Annotated in this window: 21 protein-coding genes; 6 read left to right on the top strand and 15 right to left on the bottom strand. The window is 58.0% G+C overall.

The window, feature by feature from the left end; all coding sequences use genetic code 11:
* Positions 1-113: 113 nt before the first annotated feature.
* From mscL to LDN12_RS08725, 7 genes are all read right to left on the bottom strand, one after another.
* Entirely contained in the window at positions 114-551 is a 438-nt protein-coding gene (mscL, locus tag LDN12_RS08755; RefSeq protein ID WP_223922290.1) for a large conductance mechanosensitive channel protein MscL, read from the bottom strand.
* Positions 552-563: 12 nt separating this feature from the next.
* Positions 564-1,379 carry a ScpA family protein gene (locus LDN12_RS08750; protein ID WP_223922289.1) on the bottom strand — a complete coding sequence of 272 codons (816 nt, stop codon included), beginning with the start codon at positions 1,377-1,379 and terminating at the stop codon, positions 564-566.
* A 29-nt stretch (positions 1,380-1,408) separates the two neighbouring features.
* A complete protein-coding gene (trpS, locus tag LDN12_RS08745; protein WP_223922288.1) occupies positions 1,409-2,392 on the bottom strand; it encodes a tryptophan--tRNA ligase in 984 nt (327 codons plus the stop codon).
* 39 nt (positions 2,393-2,431) lie between these two features.
* Positions 2,432-3,115: a site-2 protease family protein gene (locus LDN12_RS08740; RefSeq protein WP_223922287.1), complete on the bottom strand. Its 684-nt coding sequence runs from the start codon at positions 3,113-3,115 to the stop codon at positions 2,432-2,434.
* Between the two features lie 130 nt (positions 3,116-3,245).
* Positions 3,246-4,658 (bottom strand): type I glutamate--ammonia ligase, encoded by a 1,413-nt coding sequence (glnA, locus tag LDN12_RS08735; protein WP_223922286.1) that lies wholly within the window; start codon positions 4,656-4,658, stop codon positions 3,246-3,248.
* A gap of 45 nt (positions 4,659-4,703) precedes the next feature.
* Positions 4,704-5,042, bottom strand: coding sequence for a P-II family nitrogen regulator (locus LDN12_RS08730; RefSeq protein ID WP_223922285.1), 339 nt, complete (start codon positions 5,040-5,042; stop codon positions 4,704-4,706).
* 261 nt (positions 5,043-5,303) lie between these two features.
* The gene (locus tag LDN12_RS08725; protein WP_223922284.1) at positions 5,304-6,017 is read right to left on the bottom strand and encodes a PilZ domain-containing protein; all 714 of its coding nucleotides are present in this window, start codon (positions 6,015-6,017) and stop codon (positions 5,304-5,306) included.
* 120 nt (positions 6,018-6,137) lie between these two features.
* Between LDN12_RS08725 and LDN12_RS08720 the strand changes: the two genes are divergently transcribed.
* Positions 6,138-6,959 carry a M23 family metallopeptidase gene (locus LDN12_RS08720; RefSeq protein WP_223922283.1) on the top strand — a complete coding sequence of 274 codons (822 nt, stop codon included), beginning with the start codon at positions 6,138-6,140 and terminating at the stop codon, positions 6,957-6,959.
* Positions 6,959-8,131, top strand: a complete 1,173-nt coding sequence (locus LDN12_RS08715; RefSeq protein ID WP_223922282.1) for a class II aldolase/adducin family protein — start codon at positions 6,959-6,961, stop codon at positions 8,129-8,131. Before LDN12_RS08720 ends, LDN12_RS08715 begins: the two co-directional genes overlap by 1 nt.
* 207 nt (positions 8,132-8,338) lie before the next feature.
* Here the strand turns inward: LDN12_RS08715 and LDN12_RS08710 are convergent, their stop codons facing one another.
* The gene (locus LDN12_RS08710) at positions 8,339-9,130 is read right to left on the bottom strand and encodes an AraC family transcriptional regulator (RefSeq protein WP_223922281.1); all 792 of its coding nucleotides are present in this window, start codon (positions 9,128-9,130) and stop codon (positions 8,339-8,341) included.
* 176 nt (positions 9,131-9,306) lie between these two features.
* Between LDN12_RS08710 and LDN12_RS08705 the strand changes: the two genes are divergently transcribed.
* From LDN12_RS08705 to LDN12_RS08695, 3 genes are all read left to right on the top strand, one after another.
* Positions 9,307-9,708 carry a hypothetical protein gene (locus LDN12_RS08705; protein WP_223922280.1) on the top strand — a complete coding sequence of 134 codons (402 nt, stop codon included), beginning with the start codon at positions 9,307-9,309 and terminating at the stop codon, positions 9,706-9,708.
* A 219-nt stretch (positions 9,709-9,927) separates the two neighbouring features.
* Positions 9,928-10,530: a GNAT family N-acetyltransferase gene (locus tag LDN12_RS08700; RefSeq protein WP_223922279.1), complete on the top strand. Its 603-nt coding sequence runs from the start codon at positions 9,928-9,930 to the stop codon at positions 10,528-10,530.
* Positions 10,531-10,857: 327 nt separating this feature from the next.
* A complete protein-coding gene (locus LDN12_RS08695) occupies positions 10,858-12,378 on the top strand; it encodes a B12-binding domain-containing radical SAM protein (protein ID WP_223922278.1) in 1,521 nt (506 codons plus the stop codon).
* 127 nt (positions 12,379-12,505) lie between these two features.
* Here LDN12_RS08695 and cydC read toward each other — a convergent pair whose 3' ends face one another.
* From cydC to LDN12_RS08660, 7 genes are all read right to left on the bottom strand, one after another.
* A complete protein-coding gene (gene cydC, locus LDN12_RS08690) occupies positions 12,506-14,257 on the bottom strand; it encodes a thiol reductant ABC exporter subunit CydC (RefSeq protein WP_223922277.1) in 1,752 nt (583 codons plus the stop codon).
* A complete protein-coding gene (gene cydD / locus LDN12_RS08685) occupies positions 14,254-16,005 on the bottom strand; it encodes a thiol reductant ABC exporter subunit CydD (protein WP_223922276.1) in 1,752 nt (583 codons plus the stop codon). The genes cydC and cydD overlap by 4 nt, the downstream gene beginning before the upstream one ends.
* Positions 16,006-16,015: 10 nt before the next feature.
* Positions 16,016-16,759, bottom strand: coding sequence for a 23S rRNA (guanosine(2251)-2'-O)-methyltransferase RlmB (gene rlmB, locus LDN12_RS08680; protein ID WP_223922275.1), 744 nt, complete (start codon positions 16,757-16,759; stop codon positions 16,016-16,018).
* Positions 16,756-17,478 (bottom strand): orotidine-5'-phosphate decarboxylase, encoded by a 723-nt coding sequence (pyrF, locus tag LDN12_RS08675; RefSeq protein WP_223922274.1) that lies wholly within the window; start codon positions 17,476-17,478, stop codon positions 16,756-16,758. Before pyrF ends, rlmB begins: the two co-directional genes overlap by 4 nt.
* Positions 17,479-17,666: 188 nt before the next feature.
* Entirely contained in the window at positions 17,667-18,983 is a 1,317-nt protein-coding gene (locus LDN12_RS08670) for a PhoH family protein (protein WP_223922273.1), read from the bottom strand.
* Between the two features lie 203 nt (positions 18,984-19,186).
* Positions 19,187-20,329, bottom strand: a complete 1,143-nt coding sequence (locus LDN12_RS08665; protein ID WP_223922272.1) for an aminotransferase class V-fold PLP-dependent enzyme — start codon at positions 20,327-20,329, stop codon at positions 19,187-19,189.
* A gap of 14 nt (positions 20,330-20,343) precedes the next feature.
* A complete protein-coding gene (locus LDN12_RS08660) occupies positions 20,344-21,576 on the bottom strand; it encodes a right-handed parallel beta-helix repeat-containing protein (protein ID WP_223922271.1) in 1,233 nt (410 codons plus the stop codon).
* 228 nt (positions 21,577-21,804) lie between these two features.
* On the opposite strand from LDN12_RS08660, the gene LDN12_RS08655 reads away from it, so the two are divergent.
* Positions 21,805-24,045 carry a vitamin B12-dependent ribonucleotide reductase gene (locus tag LDN12_RS08655; RefSeq protein ID WP_223922270.1) on the top strand — a complete coding sequence of 747 codons (2,241 nt, stop codon included), beginning with the start codon at positions 21,805-21,807 and terminating at the stop codon, positions 24,043-24,045.
* Positions 24,046-24,222: the final 177 nt, after the last annotated feature.

The raw sequence follows: 24,222 nt of genomic DNA, 5'->3' as shown, positions 1-24,222 counted from the left end.
AAAGCCGCATTCTAAGCTAACATCAGAGAGCCTTCCTCATGATGCGGCCTTAGACTCTGTTGCGACTCTGTGGCAAAAAAATATCCAGGTTAAACGTTAAAGCCATTTTCCTGCTATTCAAGGTCAAGTGTTGACGTGCATTGCGGGCAACGGGACGCCGCCAGCGGTATCTTGGACAGACAGAAGGGGCAATCCTTGGTGGTGGGGGCTGGAGGTGTTTCCTCGCGCCGCAAGCGGTTGATCTGCTTGACCATGAGAAAGACTACAAAGGCCATGATCGTGAAATCCACGAGAGTGTTGATGAATAGGCCGTAATTGATGGTCGCGGCCCCGGCCTTCTTGGCTTCCGCCAGCGTCTCGTAGGTTTTCCCGGAAAGATTTACGAACAGGGAAGAAAAATCCACCTTGCCAATCAGCAGCCCAACCGGTGGCATGATGATGTCGTTAACCAGTGATTGCACAACCTTATTAAAGGCTGCGCCGATGATGATGCCGACCGCCAGGTCGATAACGTTGCCCTTGAGCGCAAATTCCCTGAACTCCTTCAGCATGGCACCCTCCTTTTATACGACAGTTTGAACGGCTTCGTCGTCACTATCCGTTTGTCCCGAGGCAACAGCGGGGACGAACCAGATGGAACCATACTCCCCATTCTGGAAGATGCGAATCAGCTTGAGGCGGCATAATTCCAGGAGGGCCAGAAAGGTGACAATGACCCGTTCGCGGGTCATCTCGTCCCGGACAAGCTCATCAAATTGAAGTGTATCACGTTCCTGAAGCAGGGAAAGTATTTCATTGATACAATCGGCAATACTGAGGGAATCACCGGGGGCGACATCGTGAAAACTTTCCGCCGGAATGCGCGCCAGAAGAGCCCGGAAGGCATCCACAAGTTCAAAGAGCGACAGCTCCAGCGGCCCCTCGTCGCTGCGGGCCTTGGCCAACGCCGGGTCGGGACAGGCCCGTGCGAAAACCTCTCGCCCCAGGAGCGCCCTGGCACCGATCACCATGCCGGCCTCTTTGTACTGCTGGTACTCCAAAAGGCGCCGGATCAATTCAGCCCGGGGGTCGCCCTCTTCCTCCTCGCCCTCTTCCTGATCATCGGGCGGCAGCAGCATGCGGGATTTGATATGGAGCAGCGTGGAGGCCATGAACAGGAAATCACCGGCCACATCCAGATTGAGCACCTTCATCAGCTTGATGTAGTCCAGGTACTGACGGGTGATGTCTGCGATGGGAATGTCGCAGATATCCACCTCGTTCTTGCGGATCAGGTGCAAGAGCAAATCCAGCGGACCGTCGAACTTGTCCAGATGGACGCTGTATCCGTCGCGGAACTCGTCAAGAAGAGTCGGATTTTCTTCCCTAACCTGATTCATCGGCACCCTGCCCAAATCCCGCGTCGCGGTTAAATCTTCAGGGCGTCGCGGACTTCGCTCATGACGGCATCGGAAATCTCCGAAGCCCGGCGGCTGCCATCCTGTAGCAGATCCTTGACAAACTGCGGATGGGTAGCCAATTCCGCCCGTTTTGCCCGGCAGGGGGCCAGGCGTTCATTCATGCACTCAGCCAGTATCCGCTTGCATTCCACACAGCCGATGGCGGCGTTGCGACAGGCAGGGATAATCTCGTCCAGTTTTTCCTGGGGCACGTAGATACGGTGAAGGTTAAAGGCCACGCAAACATCAGGGTCACCGGGGTCACTCCGTCGGATTCGGGCCGGGTCGGTCATCATGGACAGGACCTTCTTGGTGGTCTCCTCGGCCGTGTCGGAAAGATAAATGGAGTTGCCGTAGGATTTGCTCATCTTACGGCCATCGAGGCCAAGTAGCTTGGGGGTCTCGGTTAAAAGCCCCTCGGGCTCGGGGAACACGTTGCCGTACAGGTAATTGAAGCGCCGGGCTATCTCCCGGGTGATCTCCAGGTGCGGCAACTGGTCCTGCCCCACCGGCACACGGGCAGCCTTGTAGAGGATGATGTCGGCCGCCATCAGCACCGGATATCCCAGGAACCCGAAGGTGGAGAGGTCCTTGGTCTCCAGGTTCTCCTGCATCTCCTTGTAGGTGGGGCAACGCTCCAGCCACGAGACCGGCGTGATCATGGAGAGGATCAGGTTCAGCTCCGAGTGGTGGGGCACCAGGCTCTGGCGGAAAACGACGCACTTGGCCGGGTCGAGGCCGAACCCGACCCAGTCCAGCACCATCTCATGAATGCTGTTGCGAATACCGGCGGTATTGTCGTATTCCGTGGTCAGTGAGTGCCAATCCGCTACAAAGAAGAAACAGTCAAAAGAGTCCTGAATCTTGACCCAGTTTTCCAGTACACCGTGATAGTGGCCGATGTGCAGCTTTCCGGTCGGCCGCATGCCGCTGACTACTCGTTGTTTCGTCATTATAATGCTCCAGGAAGATAAGGTAGGGTAACGAGGGATTTAGCGCATCATAAGTTGCGTGACCCCCATCACCAGGTTGCTTTGCGGTCCTGCCAGCACGTGAACCCCCACGTTGAGAATCGGCGAGATGACATAGGAAAAGACATTAGTGAAGAATACCAGCACAATGATGATCACCATGCCGTACGGTTCGATGCGAGACCAGGTTGCAGCCTGTCGATGGGGCAAAAGTCCGACCAGCACCCTGCCACCGTCGAGCGGCGGTACCGGGATCATATTGAAGATAGCCAGCAACAGGTTTATGTAAACCGAAAAGGCCAGCATCAAGGCAACCGGTTCGACCAACATGGACAAGGGGGAGCCGGGTGCGACCGCTGAGTTATCGATAACGGCCACCCCCCGCAGCAAAAAGGCGGAAATGGTCGCCAGCAGGAGATTGGTCACGGGTCCGGCGGCAGCCACCCAGATCATGTCCCGTTTGGGATTGCGTAGATTCTCGAAGGTCACCGGAACCGGCTTGGCCCAGCCGATACCGATGAAGAAGATCATCAGGGTACCGACGATGTCGATATGCTTGAAGGGGTTAAGGGTCAGCCTGCCGAGCATGCGCGCCGTGGGGTCGCCGAAGCGCCAGGCAACGAAACCGTGCGAGACCTCATGACAGACTATGGCCAGCATACCCGGCACGAGCATAACGGAGAGCTTGAAGAGAAAATTTTCCATGAACATCCTTTGAATCTTGATAAACCGTGTGTCTTTCTAACAGACTGGCCGGGGAAAGTCAATTGGAGCAGGAACGAAAAGAGGCGGGGATAACCCCGCCTCTTTAGTGTTGCATACCGTCGTGTACGGCTTAGATGTCGTAGTAAAGCTGGAATTCCATCGGTACCGGACGCATGCGGACCGGGTTGACTTCGGCTTCGGTCTTGTACTCGATCCATTTCTCGATGACATCGGCGGTGAAGACGTCGCCCTTGAGCAGGAACTCGTGGTCATCTTCGAGGCACTTGAGCGCCTCTTCCAGGCTGCCCGGAGCGGACGGGATGTCTTTGAGCTCTTCCGGGGAAAGACCGTAGATGTCCTTGTCCAGCGGCTGGCCCGGATCGATTTTGTTTTCGATACCGTCGAGGCCGGCCATCAGCATGGCGGCGAAGGCCAGGTAGCCGTTGCAGGACGGGTCCGGCGTGCGGTACTCAACACGCTTGGACTTGGGGTTGGTGGAGAACATGGGAATACGGAGCGAGGCCGAACGGTTACGGCTGGAGTATGCCATGTTCACGGGAGCTTCGAAACCCGGCACCAGACGCTTGTAGGAGTTGGTGGTAGGGTTGGTGAAGGCGCACAGTGCTTTGGCGTGCTTGATGATGCCGCCGATGTAGTACAGTGCCATCTGGGAAAGCCCGCCGTATTTGTCACCGGCAAACAGGTTGACGCCGTCCTTCCAGATGGACTGGTGGGAGTGCATGCCGGAACCGTTGTCGCCGTAAAGCGGCTTGGGCATGAAGGTAACGGTCTTGCCGTTGCGGTAGGCAACGTTCTTGATGATGTACTTGAACCACTGGAGTTTGTCGGCCATCTTGACCAGAGCGTCGAAACGCATGTCGATCTCGGCCTGTCCGCCGGTGGCTACCTCGTGGTGCTGGCACTCAACCTGGATGCCGACCTTCTGCATCTCCATGACCATCTCGTTACGCAGGTCGTTCTGGGAGTCGGTCGGGGAAACGGGGAAATAGCCTTCCTTGTGGCGCGGCTTGTAGCCCAGGTTGGGGAACTCTTCGCGGCCGGAGTTCCAGGCGCCTTCAACCGAGTCAACGGCATAGAAGGACTGGTTGGCGGAGGAGTCGTAGCGCACGTCGTCAAAGATGAAGAATTCGGCTTCCGGGCCGAAGAAGGCCGTGTCGCCGATGCCGGTGGACTTGAGGTATGCCTCGGCCTTTTTGGCGATGTTGCGCGGGTCGCGGCTGTAGCCTTCCTTGGTGATCGGATCAAAGATATTGCAGATCAGGGAAAGGGTCGGAATAGCGGTGAACGGGTCCATCTTGGCGGTGGTGGCGTCGGGGATGATGATCATGTCGGAGGCATGAATCGGCTGCCAGCCGCGGATGGAAGAACCGTCAAAACCAAGGCCGTCGTCAAATATATCCTCGCCGAACTCGCTGATCGGGGTGGAAAAATGCTGCCAGATCCCAACAAAATCCATAAATTTGAAATCTACCATCAGTGCGCCATTTTCTTTGGCAAACTCTACTACTTGTTTCGGGGTCATCAGTTTCTCCTTTCGGGGGGATATGTAATAAACCTCTTTGGTGCCTTACAGCGCGTCTTCGCCTGTTTCGCCGGTCCTGATGCGGATGACGGCTTCCACCGGCGTGACGAATATCTTGCCATCACCAATCCGGCCGGTTTTGGCGGATTGCTCTATGGCCTCGACGACTCTGGAAAGAATCGCATCCGACACAATGATTTCAAGCTTGATTTTAGGGATAAAGTCCACGACATATTCGGCGCCGCGATACAGTTCGGTATGCCCCTTCTGACGGCCAAAACCTTTGACCTCGCTGACGGTAATACCCTGCACACCGATTTCATTCAAAGCTTCCTTGACCTCGTCAAGCTTGAATGGCTTTATGATAGCTTCGACTTTTTTCAAACCGTGGCCCTCCCTTTCTTGAAAATTGGACAGGGGGAGATTATATGAATTATCGGTCAAATTGCAAGCGGTAAGCTGCGGCATGCATCCTAATTATTATTGCAAACACTCTGCCAAAACAATGACACGAAAAATATAACAATTTAAATTAGATATAAATATACAACAGCAAGAGCACGAGATTCTCACCAGAATATCTGCACAAAAAAAAGGCACCACTGCGAAACATGCCAGCAAAACAGGCAGTGCAGCGAGCCACGTTTACAGCGTCTGCTCTTTAAGCTCTTTGATTATTTCAACCTGGCGCTGGTTGATGTAGTAGGATATCTGTTGCTGGGAGTGTTTTTCCGGGTAGAACTCCACGAAACAATTATACGGAGCGTTGTCGCCCGTCACCTTGATAACCGTTGCGGTAACCCCGACCTCGTGTATCGAACCGCTGGAAATGTCCGGAAGTTTCAAAAACATGCTGATTTCGCGCCCCTGGGGAAGCTGTTCCCGAGAGGCTACAATTATGGATGCGCCGCCAAGGGAAACGTCCCTGATACTTCCCTTAAGTATGTCGTCTTCAACGATCAATTCGGCTTCAAGGGGCTTATCGAGCACGACCCTGACGAAACGCCGCATATCCGACTTGATCTTGGCGTAGCCGAAATTACAGAGTATAACCTTTTTCCGGGCGACATTGACATAAAAGGCTTCCCCGACCATATCCTCGCGGAAGGAAAATTTTTCGTGGGCGCGAATCAGCGCCTTGTGCTCCAGGGCTATTACCTTTGCCTGGTACTCGTGCACCTCGAATTCGGCCATTTCGTTATCCACGTTGACCAATTTGGCGTCGTAGGATACCGGAATTTCTTTATAATAGTTCAAAAACGAGAAATTTTTCCCAATCATCTCCTTCAGATTTTGGATAACTACCAGGGAATCTTCACGTTCGGTTCCCTTAATGATTTGGTCAAAATACTGGAACATTACTTATAATTCCCCGGAAGGATCGATTAAATTGCAGAAACCGCGCGGTTGCTGTATAAACAGGACCGGACTTTTTTTAACAGAAATGCCTTCGGACGACAAGCACTAATGAGCGCAATTATGCATAAACAGGACATATTTCCATCGCCAAGGGCGCAACTCCTTGTAATATTATGGATGTGCGCCGTCATTCCGTCGTTGCCCAACGATTGCCGCGCCGACATATACCGTTTTGTCACGGTTGACGGCGTTGAATCGTTCACCGATGCGCCCCAGGACAAGAAGGCCAAGGTCATCATCAAAGAGTATGGTACGCTATCTTCAAAAAAAAGAAAAACGGCAAAAAAAGAAAAAACCAGAGAGATCTCCCTGAATGAAGTTGTTGAAAAGACCGTCAACGCATCGTTCAAACCACGGGAGACGTCGCCGACAAGTTTTGAACCGCACCTGCCTTCGGTAGGCGGCACCATAACCTCCGGCGTGGGCATGCGTATCGACCCCATCGACGGGAAATGGCGTCATCACAACGGCATCGACATTGCCGTCCCCGAAGGGACGCCCGTTACTCCTGTGGCACCGGGGGTCGTCGTCTATAGCGGCCTGCGTTCCGGATATGGCTACACGGTGCTGATCGAACACGATAACGGCATGATCACCCTCTACGGTCACAACAGTCGTTTGCTGGTTGCCCAGGGGCAGGCTGTCGATGGTGGGACGCCCATTGCCCTGTCCGGCAACACCGGCCGTTCGACGGGTCCCCATCTCCACTTCGAGGCATGGCAGGCGGGCGTCAATATTACGCCGGTGTTCATGCCCGGCAGTACCACGCCCCTGCCAAAGGTTCACCTGGCATCGTCAAAACACAGGAATAGCCATTTTCGCAAAGAGGTCCTGGCCGACGGTTCCATCCTGTTCACCAATATTCCCGACTCCATACCCTGATGCATTACCAGATAGAAAAATACCGCCGCAAATTGGTTGCCGATCGTTCTGCGCTGCCGGAACGGATCGCCTTTGCCGCCCAGGACGACATCGTGATTGCCGCGGGTGATGCCGCGCTGTCCCGTTTGGCTGCGTCCGTTCTCGGGCGACTCAACTGCCTGGCGCTCTGCGCCGCGGCGCCCGCCCTCCCCTTTGCTCATTTCCTGTTGCATCGGACAGAAAGCAGCGAGCGGGAAATCGTGCCGCGCGATACCGAGACCCGCACCTTTCTGCACGACATTCCGATCCTGCGCCATAGCGATCTCGGCGACGACCCCGCGGAGACCATCGCACATGTGCTGGGCAACCGTAAAGGCATCATCGTCGAGGGCATCGGCATCGTAGCCAGCGGCGCCCTGACCGTCGAGCAGGCATTTATCAACTGGTCGTCCGTCTTTCACTCCACCTTCATCAAATACCTGGAAGATGTCCTGGAGGAGGGCTTCAAGCTGCCGGGCGAAGCCCAGGCTTTCGACGATTTTCGCCGGCAGTGGCTGCAACCGCTCACGGCCACGGGTTTGCAGTTCAAAAACGGGCCCCTGTGGGAAAAAGCCGATATTCTCGACGAGATGGCGCGGGTGGGGCGTTACACGGTGGAGCGGGGTCTGGTCGATTCGTTTTTCGGCAATATTTCCTATTCCAACGGCGATCTTATCTATATCTCCCAGACCGCCTCCAGCCTGGACGAGCTGCCGGGCTGCATCGATCCGGTCCCCTTCGAAAACAGCTCCACTGTCGGCATCACTGCCTCCAGCGAACTGGTGGCCCATCGCCGTATCTTCGAAACCGCAGAATGCCGGGCCATCCTGCACGGCCATCCACGTTTCGCCGTGGTAATGAGCATGCTCTGCGACGAGAAGGAACACTGTTCCATAACCGACTGCTGGAAGGATTGCCCCAGGGTGCGGGTCATGGGCGGCACCCCCGTGGTGGCGGGCGAGATCGGGGCCGGGGGGATAGCCAAAAGCGTCCCGCCGGTCATCGCGGAGCCGGGCCGGGCCATCGTCTACGGCCACGGGGTTTTCACCCTTGGGCGGGTTGATTTTGCAGAGGCGTTTCAGGCGTTGGTGGATGTGGAGAACTGGTGCCGGGAAGAGTATTTCCGCAGGTTTGATGAGATATATGGCGGCTAACAGGCCAAACCGTAAAGGCTGCTCTCACAGAGCTCACAAAGGCGCAAAGGAAATCGGAAAAGCGGAAAGAAGTACAAAATTCCGGTTTGCCAACAAAGCATCCGGTTTTGGATGTTCTCCGGGCCTCTGCGAGCTTGAGCGAACGTGAGTAGAGCGGGTGATAGATAGAATTTGAAAAAAGCCGCGCGCAGCACCCTCCCCTCAATTCTACCCCTTCCGTGAGCCGGCCTTATCCGCCAACTGGCTGCGGAACTCCGCAGGGGTCACCCCGTAGAGCGCCTTGAACTGCCTGTAGAAATTGGCCAGGCTGGCAAAACCGTACTCCAGGGATATCTCCAGAATGCTTTTCCCCGGCGCCATCAGGGCCGTGCCCGCGTTTTGCAGCCGCCGTGAGTTCACGTAATTGACGATGCTCGTGCCGGCATATTTGCGGAATTCGCGGGTAAGCAGGCTCCGGGACATTCCGAACCGCGCGGCCAGGGCGTCCAGCTTCCCCACCTGGCCGGGATTGGCGTCGATCCACGCGCAGACACCCCGCATCTTGTCCGAATGCCTGACGCCGGGCTCGTCCGGCTTCCCCTCCACCCGGCGCACGTAGGAGGCGACCAGCATGCCGATCACACCCCACACCACGGCCGGGTCTCCCTGCTCCCCCCCATCCAGCGTGTCCGGAATCCTGTCCACAAGCTGCCAGAGCCAGTCATCCTGTTCCGGGTAGTCGGTGAATGTTGCTCCGCCCGGCCCGGCCTGCCCGAGCACGGCGGCCTGGGCGGCGGAGAGATTGATGGTGGCGTCGGTTTTGGTCATGCATACGAACTTCAGCTCGGCGGCCTCGTCGCCACGGAAGATGAAACGGTGCCGTGCGCCCGGTGCAACAATGACCGCCCGGCGGCCTGTCAGCTCGATGTCGTGCCGCCCGACCACGAGCAGCCCCGAACCGGAACGGCAGAATATCAGCTCGATGATGTCGTGCTGGTGCCACTCCGACGACGTGGCCATATTGAGGGTCGTGCTCCAGATCATAATTGTCCAATCGAGTAATAATTGTATCCGATAAGATATGACATCCTGTAAATCCATTGATAGCATATATTCAAACGTGTGGCAAGTTGATCCAAACGGATAACTCAGTGCCACAGAGCGTCAAACACCATGGAGTTGAAAAGGGGAGCGAAATGACTATTGAAGTAAGCGACGAGATCCGCCGGAACTTTCACCTGTTCTGGGACAACTTCCCGGCAGCGGTCATCCTGGTCTACAAGGACCACACCATCATCGAGACCAACAGGATGGCGCAGGAACGGGGCTACCCCACCGGCATCAAGTGCGTGGACATGGGGGAGAGGAAGCACCACGCGGGGTGCAAGGCCCAGACCGCGCTACGCGACAAGGCCGCAGCGCGCAATGTGGCCTATTACGACTTCCTCGGGCAGGTAGTCGACAGCTATTGGATTCCCCTGGCCGGTGCCGAGGACTTCTACGTTCATTTCGGAACCGATATTACCGAGTACGCCGCAGACCGGCTGCTGCCCGGCAAACGTTCCGATCACGCCTGTTCGTCGTGTAGCGGCGTGTAACGGAGCCTGCACCGGGATAGTGGTCCTGACGAATGCAGCCACCGGGGAAAGATAAAGAGGGGCACGCCTGTAAATTTTAAAATACCCGTGATGTCAGGTGGTAGTTTGAAATTTGTCGGGCAGCCCTGTGGTTTTTCTTCTGGGGGATGTGGTAAATTGGCGCAGGGAAATATATGCCAGGTGTTTCGTATCCCCGGAATACAACCAAAGAGGCAGGATATGAACGACACGGGATCGATTAACGTCCGGATGCTGACCGGAGCCGCCATTGCGGACAGCCTGAACGATGTGGCGACGCTGCGCCTCGACATTTTCCGGGAGTATCCCTATCTGTACCAGGGGTTCAGGGAGGACGAGCTCGACTACCTGGGCGCGTATACCCAGGCACCCGATGCCTGCATCATACTCGCCGATGACGGTTCTGCCGTCATCGGCGCCGCCACCGGCATGCCGCTTGTCCATGAGGACGCCCAACTGCGCGGCGCCTTTACGGACACGCCCTTCCCGCTCAACGGGATCTATTACGTCGGCGAACTGCTCCTCCGCCCGGCCTATCGTGAGCGCGGCCTGGGCCAGGAACTGCTGGCCCGGCTGGAAAACCATATCCGCGCTCTCGGCACCTATGACAGCCTCACCTGCGCGACGGTCGAGCGTCCCGACAGCCACCCCTTGCGTCCGGGCAACTACATCCCCATCACAAGATTCCTCACCCGTACCGGATTTTCCCGGCTTTCCGGGGTAACCACCAGCTTCACGTGGTGCGAGATTGACGGCGTCGAGCGGGATCATCCCATGCAATTCTGGATCAAGGGGCTGAATTGACCCATCAGGCCGGGCACTGGGCTGCTCACTCGCGGGCGGAGGAACTCCGCTGGTGATGCACTTACGGATTGAATCAAAAAGTATAAGAGTTTTGTATACTGCCCCCTGAGATCTCCTGCTGGCATAGAACTGAAACCAGTTTGCTGTTCTCCGTGCCTCCGTGAGCTTGAGCGAACGCAGTGAGCGGGTGAAAAACCATCTGATACTCCCCGTTCCGGGACTTTTACAATAGATTTACATTCCACCTGTCATATCTGCGGTATGCTTGAAAAAGGTGAACCTTCCCCCCGCAACCCCCTCCCCCGGACCGCCGCAAGGGCAACCAGCATGAACATTCTTCTCGTATACCCCCACTACCCCGACACCTTCTGGAGCTTCCGCCACGCCCTCAAATTCATCGGCAAAAAGGCTGCCTTTCCGCCCTTGGGCCTTTTGACCGTGGCCGCCATGCTTCCCCCTGCGTGGGACAAGCAGCTGGTGGATATGAATGTGCAACCACTGTCCGACAAGCAGATTCTGTGGGCGGACTATGTGTTCATCAGCGCCATGACGGTCCAGAAGGACTCCGTCAGTGAAGTTCTGGCACTTTGCCGCCGCCTGGGAGCCAGGACCGTCGTGGGAGGGCCGCTCTTCACCGCCGCCCCAGCCGAGTTTGATTCGGCTGACCACCTGGTGTTGGGTGAAGCCGAGGTCACCCTTCCTCGTTTTCTTGACGATCTGGACCACGGGCAGGCACGCCATAGCTATACCACCGACCAATGGGCGGAGATGCGGGAAACTCCCATCCCGCTTTGGGAGTTGATCGACCCCTCAAAATATGCGGCCATGAACATCCAGTATTCCAGGGGCTGCCCGTTCGATTGCGAGTTCTGCGATATTACCCAACTGTTCGGGCGCAGGCCGCGCACCAAGAGCACCGCGCAGCTGATCGGGGAACTCGATGCTCTCTATGCCTGGGGATGGCGCGAAGGTATCTTTTTTGTGGATGACAATTTCATCGGAGACAGGCGCAAACTGAAGACGGACACCCTCCCTGCCGTGCTTGCATGGCAGGAACGACACAAGCATCCCTTTGCCTTTTTTACCGAGGTGTCCATCGACCTGGCGGACGACCAGGCACTCATGGACCTCATGGTGCGGACCGGGTTTGAAGAGGTATTTATCGGCATCGAAACCCCGAATGAGGACTGCCTGAGTGAAACCGGCAAGATCCAGAACAAAAACCGCAACCTCCTTGAGTGCGTCAAGCAGATCCAGCATGCGGGCTTGCAGGTCCAGGGCGGGTTTATCGTGGGCTTTGACAGCGATCCCCTGTCGATCTTCGAGAAGCAGATCCACTTTATCCAGGAGAGCGGTATCGCCACGGCCATGGTGGGAATGCTCACGGCATTGCGCGGCACCAAGCTCCACCAGCGGCTCTTCAAGGAGGGCAGGTTATTGGGCGACACCTCCGGCAACAACACAGCCGTTGCCCTCAACTTTATCCCCCGCATGAAAGTGGAGACGCTTATTGACGGCTATCGGAGCATTCTTACCAGCATCTATGCCCCAAAGAACTACTATAGGCGGGTAACCGGCTTTCTCCGCGAGTACCGGCCTCTTAAACGGGGGAGCTTCCATATGAAGTCCGGTTATTGCGGGGCGTTCTTCAAATCCATCGTCATGCTGGGGATAATCGGCAAAGAGCGGTTCCAGTTCTGGAAGCTCTTCTTCTGGTCACTTTTCAGACGCCCGCGCCTGTTCCCCTTGGCCATTACCTTTGCCATCTATGGCTACCACTTTCGGAAGATAACGGAAAAAATGAACTGGAACGGCATGTTCGACGCGAGCGCCATTGAACATACCTGATCATGGGCTTGATAAACGTACCGCCCTGTCACAGAGACACAGAGAACAATACGGAATTTTTCCCTTTTTCTCATAACCGGAATGGTGAAGAAAAAACCGGCCCCTAAAAAGTTCTATCTCCGTGTCCCTACGGCCCTATTGTACATACCTGTTCTCCGGCATCCAGCTCCCACATGTCCCGGTAACGCCGGCTGCGCGCCAGCAGTTCGGCATGGCTGCCCCGCTCGGCGATGCATCCGTCGTCCATGAGCAGCACCTCGTCCATGGCCTCCAAGCCGATCCGGCTGTGGGTGATCACCAAAAGCGCCCGAGCCTCGGCATAGTCGAACACCCGCTCCAGCAACGAACGGGCTGCGGCAGCATCCACCCCTTCCGTCGGTTCGTCCAAAAGCAGGATCGGACTGTCCTTGAGGATTGCCCGGGCAATGGCCAGCCGGCGAACCTGGCCGCCGGAAAGCTTCACCCCCCCTTCGCCAGCCGGGGTATCGTACCCTTGCGCAAGGGCGGCGATTTCGTCATGAATACCGGCCATATCGGCCGCCGCAATCATTTCCTCCTCACCGGCCCCGGGCCGGGCAATCAACAGGTTTTCCCGCAGGGAGGCGTTGAATATAAAAGGTTGCTGACTGGCCACCGCCATCAGACGCCGCACGTCCTCGCCGTCATACTCCCTGATCTCCCGTCCCGCCAGGGTTATGGAGCCGCTATCGTAGTCCCGGAAACGGAGCAGCAGGGCCAACAGGGTGCTCTTGCCGACGCCGCTGGCCCCCACCACGGCCACCTTGCGGCCCGGCGACAGCTCCAGGTTGATATCTTCCAGGGTTGCCGCACCATTCCCATAGGAAAAACCGACTCCGCGCAGGCTGAGGATAGCATTCTCCGGCAGGGGTGCCGACTCAGGGGGTTCCATGACAGCGGGGGTTTCATCTGCCAAGGAGAATATACGCCGGGCCGCCGACAAGGTTTGCCCCAGCAGTCGAAAAGCTGGTGGCAACGGCAGGACCGCCTCAAAGGCAGCTTGGCAGAAGAGCGCCAGCATGACCATCTGGGGCCCGGTCAGGGAACCGGCACGTACCAGGGGGATCGAGATCACCAACGCCAGCCAGAGGGCAAGGCCGGAACAGAGCCCCACGCCACCGGCGGAGATACCCGCCAGTCCGGCCAAACGGGCCTGGTCGGCCAGCAGATTCCGATTCAACTCCTCCACCCGTTCTTTCTGACGCTCCGCCCCACCATAGGACAAAAGCTCTTCCATTCCCCGCAGGCCGTCCACTACGGCGGTGCGCAGTTCCGCTGAGGTCCGGGTCACCCGCGCCCCCGGTTTCCGGCCCAGCAGGTGGACCACCAGGGGGAGGAACCCGCCGGCCGCGAGCAGCAGCGCCGCGGTCGCCAGGGCCACCTCACTGCTGAAATACCACAGGAACAGGATGAAGATCAGGCTACCGCAGAGCGCGGTCAGAACCGGCGCCAGCAAGCGCAGGTAAAAATTGTCCAGGCTGTCGATGTCGGCCCGGATGCGGCTGAGAAGATCGCCGCTGGCATAACCCTCCAACCGGGCCGGGGCCAGCGGTTCGATGCGGCGGTAGATCCAGACCCGCAGCCCTGCCAGAATACGTAACGAGGCCTGGTGGCTGACCACCCGCTCGGCGTAACGCCCAAGGGTCCGCCAGATCGCCAGGGCGCGAATACCGGCCGCAGGATAGTGATAATTGATGGGAATGCCGCTGATCCCGGCAAGGGCCATGGCAGCAATGAACCATCCCGAGAGGGCCAGAAGCCCTACATTTGCCAGAAGCGTCATCAGGGAGAGCCCAAGAGCGGCCATAAGCCAGGCGCGATAGGGCCACGCCAATTTCAGGAGACGCAGGAGATCCCTCATGCCCCCTCCCCTGCGGCAGCCATCCGCGAGAACAGGCCACCCGCCACCCTCAGCTCTTCATAATTTCCTTGTTCGACGATCTTTCCCCCACTCATGACAACGATCCGGTCGGCATCCTCCAGGGTGATCAGGCGGTGGGCGATGGAGAGCACGGTCCGGCCCCGGGCAAGTTCCTTGAGCGCCTCCCGTACCATTGCCTCCGAATGAGCGTCCAGCCCGGCAGTCGGCTCATCGGTGATGATCAGGGGGGCGTCTTTGAGAAACACCCGCGCCAGGGCTATACGTCGTGCCTGTCCGCCGGACAGGCCAGCCCCCTGTTCGCCGATGACCGTATCCAATCCTTGAGGCAGGCGGCCGATAAACTCCCCGCAACGAGCCTGTGTAACAGCCTGAAGAACATCTGCCTCCGTGGCGTCCCGGCGCCCCAGACGAATATTGTCGCCAATGGTGCCATGAAAGAGGTGGGGCTGCTGGGGAACCCAGGCCACGTGGCGTCGCCATTGGTCGGGATCGCAGTGCGCCAGGTCCGCGCCGTTGACCAGCACCCGCCCCTGTTCCGGCACGGCAAAACCCAAAAGTAGCGCCGCCAGGGTACTCTTCCCGGCCCCGCTCGGCCCCACCAGGGCAACCCGCTCTCCCGGCGCCAGATTAAACGTGACACCGTTGATCACAGGGGCCGAGTCTGACACGTAACGGAAGTAGACATCTTCGAGGCAGATCCTGAGCGAAGAGATGGGGGGTAGTGGACGTGGTACCGAGGGGCGAGGGGCAAGAGGGGTGTCCAGCAGACTGAAGATGCGTTCTGCCGCGCCGATGGCCTCCATGCGGGCATGGTAGTAGTTACCCATCAAACGCAACGGCAGATAGAATTCAGGCGCCAGGAGCAGTACGGTGAAGCCGTCCTGAAAGGTCATACCACCCTTCAGGAGCCGAAAACCGATGATCACCGCCATCAACGCCACGCTGACCGTGGCGAAAAACTCCAGGACCAGGGCGGAGAGGAAAGCGAGGTAGAGTACCGACATGGTGGCTTTGCGGTAATCGTCCGAGATTTGGGCGATCATCCCGGCTTCTCGCCGCGAGGCGTTGAACATGCGCAGGGTAGCCAGGCCGTTGACCCGATCGAGAAAGTAGCCTCCCAAGCGAGCCAGTGTTTGCCACTGCCGCTGGTTGAGCCGTTCGGCGCCACGTCCGATCAGAATGGTAAAAAAGGGGATGAAGGGAGCCGAGAACAGCATGATCCCTGCCGAGATCCAGTCGGACGGAACAACCGCCGCCAGTATGGAGAGCGGTACCATGGCCATCACGGCCAGGTGTGGCAGGTAACGGCTGTAGTACCCTTCCAGCGCTTCCACACCGTCCACGATCACCGTGGCCACTTCGCCGGCACGGTCGCCCTTGAGCCGCAAGGGGCCGGCATCCAGCAGGCGCTGAAAGAGATCGTTACGCACATCCTGACGGATAGTGGCAGAGGCCGCAAAGGCAACCCGCTCCGAGACCCATGAAAGCCCGGCCCTCGCCAGCACTAAAGGGGGAAGCCAGAGCAGTTGGGGCAACACCTCCCGGTAACCGGCGCCGTCTATCATGACCCGGTGCACCAGCCTGGCCACGATCAGAGCCTGGGCGATCAGCACGAAGCCGCCCGCCACACCCAGTCCCACGGCAAGCAACAGGGTCGGCTTTACGCGATTTTTAAGGAGGTTGAGACGTTGTTCCGACGTAGGTATTTCAGAGGTGTCCGCGCTCACGAAGACCCGGTTACGCCGAGACGCCGCGCCGGCGGGCAGCCTCGAACAGGGCGATCCCGCCAGCCACCGAGGCGTTCAGGGAGGATACGCCGCCATGCAGGGGGATCGACAGGACCACGTCGCACTGCTTGCGCACCAAGGGGCGAATCCCCTCCCCCTCGTTACCGACCAGTAGGACAACCTTGCCGGTGAAATCCACATCGTAAAGCGACTGCCCAGCCTCGCCAGCCAGGCCGTAGACCCAGTAGCCGCCATCCTTGAGGCGTTGGAGGGTCTGGGCCACGTTGGTCACGAGGGCAATCGGGATAGTCTCCACCGCACCGGCTGAGGCCTTTTCCACGGTCGGAGTGACGCCGACGGCGCGATCCTTGGGGATAATGACGCCATCGCAACCGGCACAGGCTGCGGTACGGATCAGCGCCCCCAGGTTATGGGGGTCCTGGATGCCGTCCAGCACCAGCAGAAAACCGCTGTGTCCCGCCTCATCGATGCGGGTTACGAGATCGTCCAGGTCGGCATAACGGAAGGGTTCCACCATGAGCGCAACGCCCTGGTGATGACTGGAAGCGCACAGCTTGGTAAGATCGTCCCGCTCGCGTCGATGGACCGGGACTCCCCGTTCCTCGGCCAGTTTGAGGATCTTCTCGAGACGATGGTCGGTTGCGGAAGATTGCACATACAGCTCGAAGGCTCCACGCGTAGCGCGCAGCGCCTCCTTGACCGGGTTGACGCCAAAAACCAACTCGCCCTTCATGGGCACCCCCCTGCGATCTCATCCACGATCATTCGGGAAGCCTCCACCGGATCAGCGGCCTTGGCGATGGGGCGGCCGATTACCAGATAATCGGCTCCGGCAGTAACCGCTTCGGCCGGGGTCATGACGCGCTTCTGGTCGTCCAGGGAGGCGAACGACGGCCGGACGCCGGGGGTAACGATCAGGAAATCCCGGCCGCAGGCCGCTCGGATCGATTCGATCTCCAGGGGCGAGGCAACCACGCCGTCCATGCCGGAATCCTTGGCAAGGCGGGCCAGTCGGACGGCCATCTCCTCCACCGGGCGCTCGATCCCCACCTGACGCAGGGTTTCAGCCGTGGACGAGGTCAGGATGGTTACGGCCAACAGCCGGGGCCGCTCATCGCCGAATTCTTTGCGTACCGCGGCGGCGGCCGTCGCCATCATCTCTTCACCACCCAGGGCGTGCAGATTGGCCAACTGTACTCCGAGCCGGGCCGCTTCGACCATGGCTTTGGCTACGGTGTTGGGGATGTCGTGGTACTTGAGGTCGAGAAATACCTGCCCGCCATGGCGCTGCACGGTCCTGACCGCCTCGGGACCACAGGAGGTGAAAAGCTCCTTGCCGACCTTGAACATGCCCACATGGCCCGTCAACTGTGCCGACCAGCGATCGATGTCGGCCAAGCCGTGGACATCCAGGGCAAAAATGATTTTGTCACGTGCTTGTTCATTTGTCATACGACACCTCTTTTATACACCTGCCACAGAGACACGGAGACACAGAGGTTCACAGAGGTTCACAGAGAAAGGCACAAATAGATTCGGCCAAACCGGCATCAAAATTCGTATGGTTTGCCTTACTGCCTTGCTTTTCTCTGTGTCTCCGTGTCTCTGTGGCGGAATTTGATTGTTATTTGGATTTTGTTCTACAGCAGGTTTGCCGCCAGTTCCGCCAGCTCCGAGCGTTCCCCTTTAGTCAGGGTCACATGGGCGGCTATCTTCTCCCCCTTGAACCTCTCCACCAGGAAGCTCAGACCGTTGCTGGACGAATCCACGTAGGGGTTGTCGATCTGGTAGGGGTCGCCGGTCAGTATGATCTTGGTCCCCTCCCCCACCCGGGTAACGATGGTCTTGATCTCATGGGGGGTCAGGTTTTGGGCCTCATCCACAATCAGATATTGATTGGGGATGGAACGACCGCGGATGTAGGTCAGCGGTTCGATGTCCAAAAGCCCCATGGCCATCAGCTCTTTGTACCCCTTGCTGTGGCGCTTCTCCGACTCGTGCCCCGAGATGAGCAGTTCCACGTTGTCAAAGATCGGCTGCATCCAGGGGGTCAGTTTTTCCTCGATGTCACCCGGCAAAAATCCCAGATCCTTGCCCATGGGGAACACAGGCCGGGAAACCAGAAGGCGGTTGTACACATTTTCTTCGGCTGTCTTGTGCAGGCCTGCGGCGATGGCCAGAAGCGTCTTGCCGGTGCCCGCCTTGCCCACCAGGGTCACCAGTTTGATGGAGTCGTCCATCAGAACGTCCAAGGCAAAGGACTGTTCGCGGTTGCGGGCGAAGATGCTCCAGATACCTTCCTTGGGGACCTTCCGCACCGGGACGATGTGCCCGCTGTCCGCATCGTAGCGGCAGATCGCGGTATGGGAAGGGTTGGTGTTGTCCGTGATGGTGATGAACTCGTTGGGAGCGAGCCCTTCCGGCGCCTCCAGCCAGTTCTGCCCGTAGAACCGGTCCACGGCATCGGGCGCCATCTCGATGCTGCGGGTTCCGGAATAGAGATCCTGGATATCGATCTTATCCGATTCGTAATCCTCGGCGGCCAAACCGATGGCATCGGCCTTGATACGCAGGTTGGTGTCCTTGGTAACAAAGATGAGCTCGGTGTCGGGAAAGCGGTCGCGCATATCCAGGGCTACCGCCAGGATGCGGTTGTCGCCGCTGTCTACCCGCAGATCGACCGGCAACCGTTTGAGATAGTTTTCGCTGAACAGCTCAACCCGCAGGGTTCCCTGGCCAGGGAGCGTAACGCCGGATGCCAGCGATCCCTTTTCCCGCATGGTGTCGAGGATACGCGAGATCTGGCGGGCGTTACGGCCGGTTTCGTTCATGTCTTTCTTGAAGCGGTCGACCTCTTCGATGACGGTTATGGGAATGATGATGTTGTTGTCCTGGAATCTGAACAGGGATTGGGGGTCATGCAGCAGTACGTTGGTATCGAGGATGAAGTTTTTCACGGAAGGCCTTTCTGTCGGGAGTGATTAATAGACCAAATACTTCAATCTGCTACGGAGTCACAGAGACACGGAGAACTGCATTGAACTTGATCCAAAACTTAAAAAACGGCCACCTATCTCTACCATTCAATTGAATATTTTAAACTCATTCTCAAAGATCTTCTCTGCGTCTCCGTGTCTCTGTGGCAGATTTGCATGCCTTTTTACAGACGGCAGCATTCTACAACGGCATCGCAGAAAATAGCAATCTCTTCGCCCGTGGAGAACCAGCCCGGACTCATACGCAGGGTGCCGCCGGGAAAACTGCCCAGGGTGCGGTGCGCCCGGGGGGCGCAGTGCAATCCGGCCCGCACCGCAATATCATGGTTGTGGTCCAGCATAAATGCCAGGGCTGCCGGGTCGGCTCCCGCAACGGTAAAAGAAAGTACGCCTCCCCGCAGGGCCGGGTCGGAGGGGCCATAAAGCGTTACCTGCGGCAGTTCGGCCAGACGTTCTGTGGCTGACGCCACCAGTCGGCGTTCCTTGTCCCCGATGGCGACAACGCCCTGCTCCAGGACGAATTCGACCCCTGCCCTGAGCCCGGCAATACCTGGCAGGTTATGAGTCCCCGCTTCAAAACCGTCCGGCAGGATCAGGGGTTGCTCCTCGGAAGAGGAACTGGTGCCGGTCCCGCCCTGAAGAAGCGGTTTCAGGGAGACGGATGGCGAGACATAGAGGAACCCGGTTCCCTGGGGGCCGTAGAGCCCCTTGTGTCCCGGCGCGGCCAAAAGGTCGATACCGGTCCTGATCACATCGATCGGTTCGCTGCCCGCCGATTGGGCTGCATCCAGTAGGAACAGCGCACCGGCCTCACGGGCGATTGCCCCCATGCTGTCGATGGCCTGGATTGTGCCGCATACGTTGGAGATATGCGCCAGGGCGATCATACGGGTAGTGGGCCGCAGAGCGCGCCTGACATCGTCCGGGTCCACCATGCCCGTGCCGTCGGCCCTGACGATGGTCATCTCAACCCCAAAGGCGCGCAGCGCAACCAGGGGGCGCATCAGCGAATTATGCTCCATGGAGGTGGTGATCACATGGTCGCCGGGGGTAAGAACTCCACGAAGCGCCAGGTTGAGGGCCTCGGTCGTGCTATGGGTCATGATGATCCGTGAAGAATCGGGGATGGCAAACAGGGCGGCGATGGCGTCACGCGCCTGAAGCAGCAAACGGCCGGCCTCCAGGGAACGCCGGTGCCCCCCGCGTCCCGGTGACGCGCCAATCTCCCGCATGGCGTGCATGACTGCCTGGTAAATGGATTCCGGCTTTGGATGGGATGTTGCCGCGTTATCGAGATAGATGGACATGGGGTAGTTTCGCTTCAAGGCAGAATGGGCGGCTGGCTGGAAAGCCAGGGGAATACCTGCACCGTACCGGAACGCGGCTCCTGTGAACCGCCGAAGACCTTGGATGAAACGCTCTTTTCATCGTCGCCGCCCCACCAGTTCTGAACGGCAGTCACAACTTCCCGCCCGGCGTTGTAGAGATTGAAGCCGCCGTTACCGCGGAAAGCGCATCCCCAGACTGTTGCCCGGCCATCCTCGATCCGCAGGGCGTCGCGGTCGTTGTCGGCGAAAAGGGAGCGGTTGACCTTCATGCGGGCGGAACCGAGTTGCAGGGCCGTATCCTTGTTGAGCATGAAGCGCGTCATGAAGATCTGCCCTTCACCGCCCGTTACCACGGCCCCGGCGCCGTTGGAGGAGATGCTGCCGGAACTGATCCTGAGGCGGCATTCCTCGGCCAGAATGCCGTAGCGAGCGTTATCCGTCACACTGGTGGATGTAAGAACGACTGAGGATCGAGACAGGGACATGCCCAAGCGGTTCGTACTCACGCTGCTGTCGCGCAGCTCGAATTCGCCGTCGTGGACTTCGATACCCGTTTCGCAGGCGGAAAAACTCGACGACTCGGCACTGACAATGCTGTCGCGCAGCACCACACCTGTCTTCGAGAGGGTGACTCGCACCGACTTGGCGGTAAAGGCCGAGAAGTGCGCTTCAATGCCTGTTTCCGCTCCTTCGACGGAAGTATGCTCAAACTGGTTGCGCTTTTCGGTGGAGAGCAGCAGAATGCCGCCCCAATCCCCTCTGACCGGTGTAGGAGCATCCGACGAAAACCGGATCGGACGCTCGGCCGTGCCGATGCACTGAATGCGTCCCAAGACCACCAGCCGGGCCTTTTTGATACTCCCCTCGATGCGGGCAAAGCGTACCGTCGTCCCCGGTTCGATGCGGAGTGTAGCCTGGGGGGCAACCACCACGGCCCCCTTGATCAGTACGGTCCCGCGCCAGGTCGCGTCTTCGGTAAGGGTCGCCTGTTCGTAACGGAGGTCGGAAAGGCCATCGAAACTTTCCCTAGAGGGAGTTGCCGGGGTATTAAAGGCATGGGAGGCCGGCGGACGGGCCGGTTCAAGCGGGATAATGCCGTGTAACCGGGCAGACATGACGCTTTTGTTGAGCGGGGTTTCTTCACGCGTAACAAAAGTGTTTTGACAACCGGCCAGCGACAGGATGATGAGGCAAAAGCCGATGCTCGCGAACGCAAGGTTCTTCACATGGTGCTCCATTCGGTAATGAGCACGTTCTATCATACTGCGGCGATACTGTAAATTTTTTGTTCATTTCAGCACGTTATGTTTGCCGTAAATATTATATTGACTTGTCATATATGTTGTGGTTTATTTTCCCATGTTCTACCAAATATTGTGGTTTTACTCAAACAAACCATACCAGCCCAATTGCTCAATATAATTCAATTTTTTGCGCCACAAGGAGAACCATCCATGAAAAAGGAATCCGCACACGACACAATCCCCGACCTTTCCAAAAACGCCGCAACCGTCCTTGAAAAGCGTTACCTGAGGCGCGATACCGAGGGCAAGGTTCTGGAGACCCCGGCCGATATGTTTCGCCGGGTGGCCGAAACCATTGCTGCTCCCGATAAACAGTTCGACAAGAAGGCCGATATCAAAGGCTTGGCCGAAACGTTTTACCGCATGATGACCAGCTTCGAATTTCTTCCCAACTCCCCGACCCTGATGAATGCCGGCCGCCAACTGGGGCAGCTCTCGGCCTGTTTCGTCCTGCCGGTGGGCGACTCCATGGAAGAGATCTTCGACGCGGTTAAATTTACCGCCCTGATCCACAAATCCGGCGGCGGTACCGGTTTTTCGTTCTCGCGCCTGCGCCCGGCCAACGACGTGGTCAGCTCGACCACCGGCATCTCCAGCGGCCCGCTCTCCTTCATGCGGGTGTTCGACATCGCCACGGAAACCATCAAGCAGGGCGGTACGCGGCGCGGCGCCAACATGGGCATCCTGCGGGTCGATCACCCCGACATCATGAATTTCATCATGTGTAAGGCCGACCAGAGACACCTCAACAACTTCAACATCTCCGTCGGCTTGACCGAGAAATTCATGCAGGCCGTGGAACGGGACGAAGAGTATGATCTTATCAACCCCCGTGACAAGAAGGTTATAGGTAAACAAAACGCCCGCAAGGTCTTTCATCGCATCGTAGTGCAGGCCTGGGAAAACGGGGAGCCGGGCATTATCTTTCTGGACCGTCTCAACCGCGACAACCCCACTCCCCATATCGGCGAGATCGAGTCCACCAACCCCTGCGGCGAACAGCCGCTGCTCCCCTATGAGTCCTGTAATCTGGGCTCCATCAACCTGGGGAAATTCGTCAAGGACAACGCCGTTGACTGGAAGAAACTGAAAACCGTGGTACACGACTCGGTCCACTTCCTGGACAACGTTATCGAGGCCAACAACTATCCCCTGCAGCAGATCCACGACATGACCCACGCCAATCGCAAGGTCGGCCTGGGGGTCATGGGATGGGCCGACATGCTGATCCTGTTGGGGGTTCCCTACAACTCCGACGAGGCGATCAAACTGGGCAAAAAGGTGATGAAGTTCATCAACGACGAAGGGCACCTTGCATCCGAGGAACTTGGCAAGCAACGCGGTTCCTTCCCCAACTTCAAGGGTTCGATCTTCGACAAGAAGAGTGCGCCGCCCATGCGCAATGCCACGGTCACCACAATTGCCCCCACCGGCACCATCTCGATCATCTCCAACGCCTCCTCCGGCGTGGAGCCGCTCTTTGCCGTCTCCTACATCCGTACCGTCATGGACAAGAACGTGCTGGTTGAGGTCAACCCGATGTTCGAACAGATCGCCAAGGAGCGTGGCTTCTATTCCGAGGCGTTGATGAAGAAGATCGCCGAACACGGCACAGTACACGATATCCCCGAGGTCCCGGAGGACGTGCGCCGAGTATTCGTTACCGCCCACGACATCACTCCCGAAGACCATATCCAGATGCAGGCCGCCTTCCAGCTCTACACCGACAATGCGGTCTCCAAGACGGTCAATTTCCCTAATTCGGCTACCATGGACGATGTTGAAAAAGCCTATATGCTGGCCTACGAAACCGGCTGCAAGGGTGTCACCATCTACCGTGACGGTTCCCGCGACGAGCAGGTTCTCTCCACCGGCAAGAAAGAGGAACAGCAGGCTGCCGTCGCCGCCACGCCGGTGGAAGAGGAGAAAAAAGCCATCAAGCGCGACCGGCCCAAGGCGCTCAAGGGCTGGACCCACCAGATGCAAACCGGCTGCGGACCGCTCTATGTAACCATCAACGAAGACAACTCCGGACTATTCGAGCTCTTCACCACCATGGGCAAGGCCGGCGGTTGCGCCGCGTCCCAGAGCGAAGCCATCGGCCGCATGGTATCCCTGGCATGGCGTAGCGGCGTCCAGGCACGTCAGGTAATCAAGCAACTCCTGGGGATCTCCTGCCACTGCCCTTCCGGCTTCGGCGACAATCGCATCCTCTCCTGCGCCGACGCCGTGGCCAAGGCCATCCAGGCTCACATGGTGGCCAACGGCTATGACATCAACGCCGAAACCGCCACCCAGGAACGAGGCGCCTGTCCCGATTGCGGCGGCATCGTCGAGCACGAGGGGGGCTGCTGCGTCTGCCGCGTGTGCGGGTACTCGGAGTGTGCCTAGCGGAGATTACTTCTCCATGATGGACAACTGAAACACGACCGGCGCCGCGGAATCTTCCGGGCGCCGGTTTGCGTTGGGGGTTGAGTCACCTGTATAAGAAATTTTGTGGTTTCCTCTACAAATGGCGAACACACCATATCACGTCAACCTGTTGATAACCTGCTATTAAATATTTGA

This window comes from Geobacter sp. AOG2 (assembly GCF_019972295.1).
In the GTDB taxonomy this organism is placed as follows: Bacteria; Desulfobacterota; Desulfuromonadia; order Geobacterales; family Pseudopelobacteraceae; genus Oryzomonas.
The sequence above is the reverse complement of the archived record's forward strand: the minus strand, read 5'-3'. Positions and strand labels throughout refer to the sequence as shown.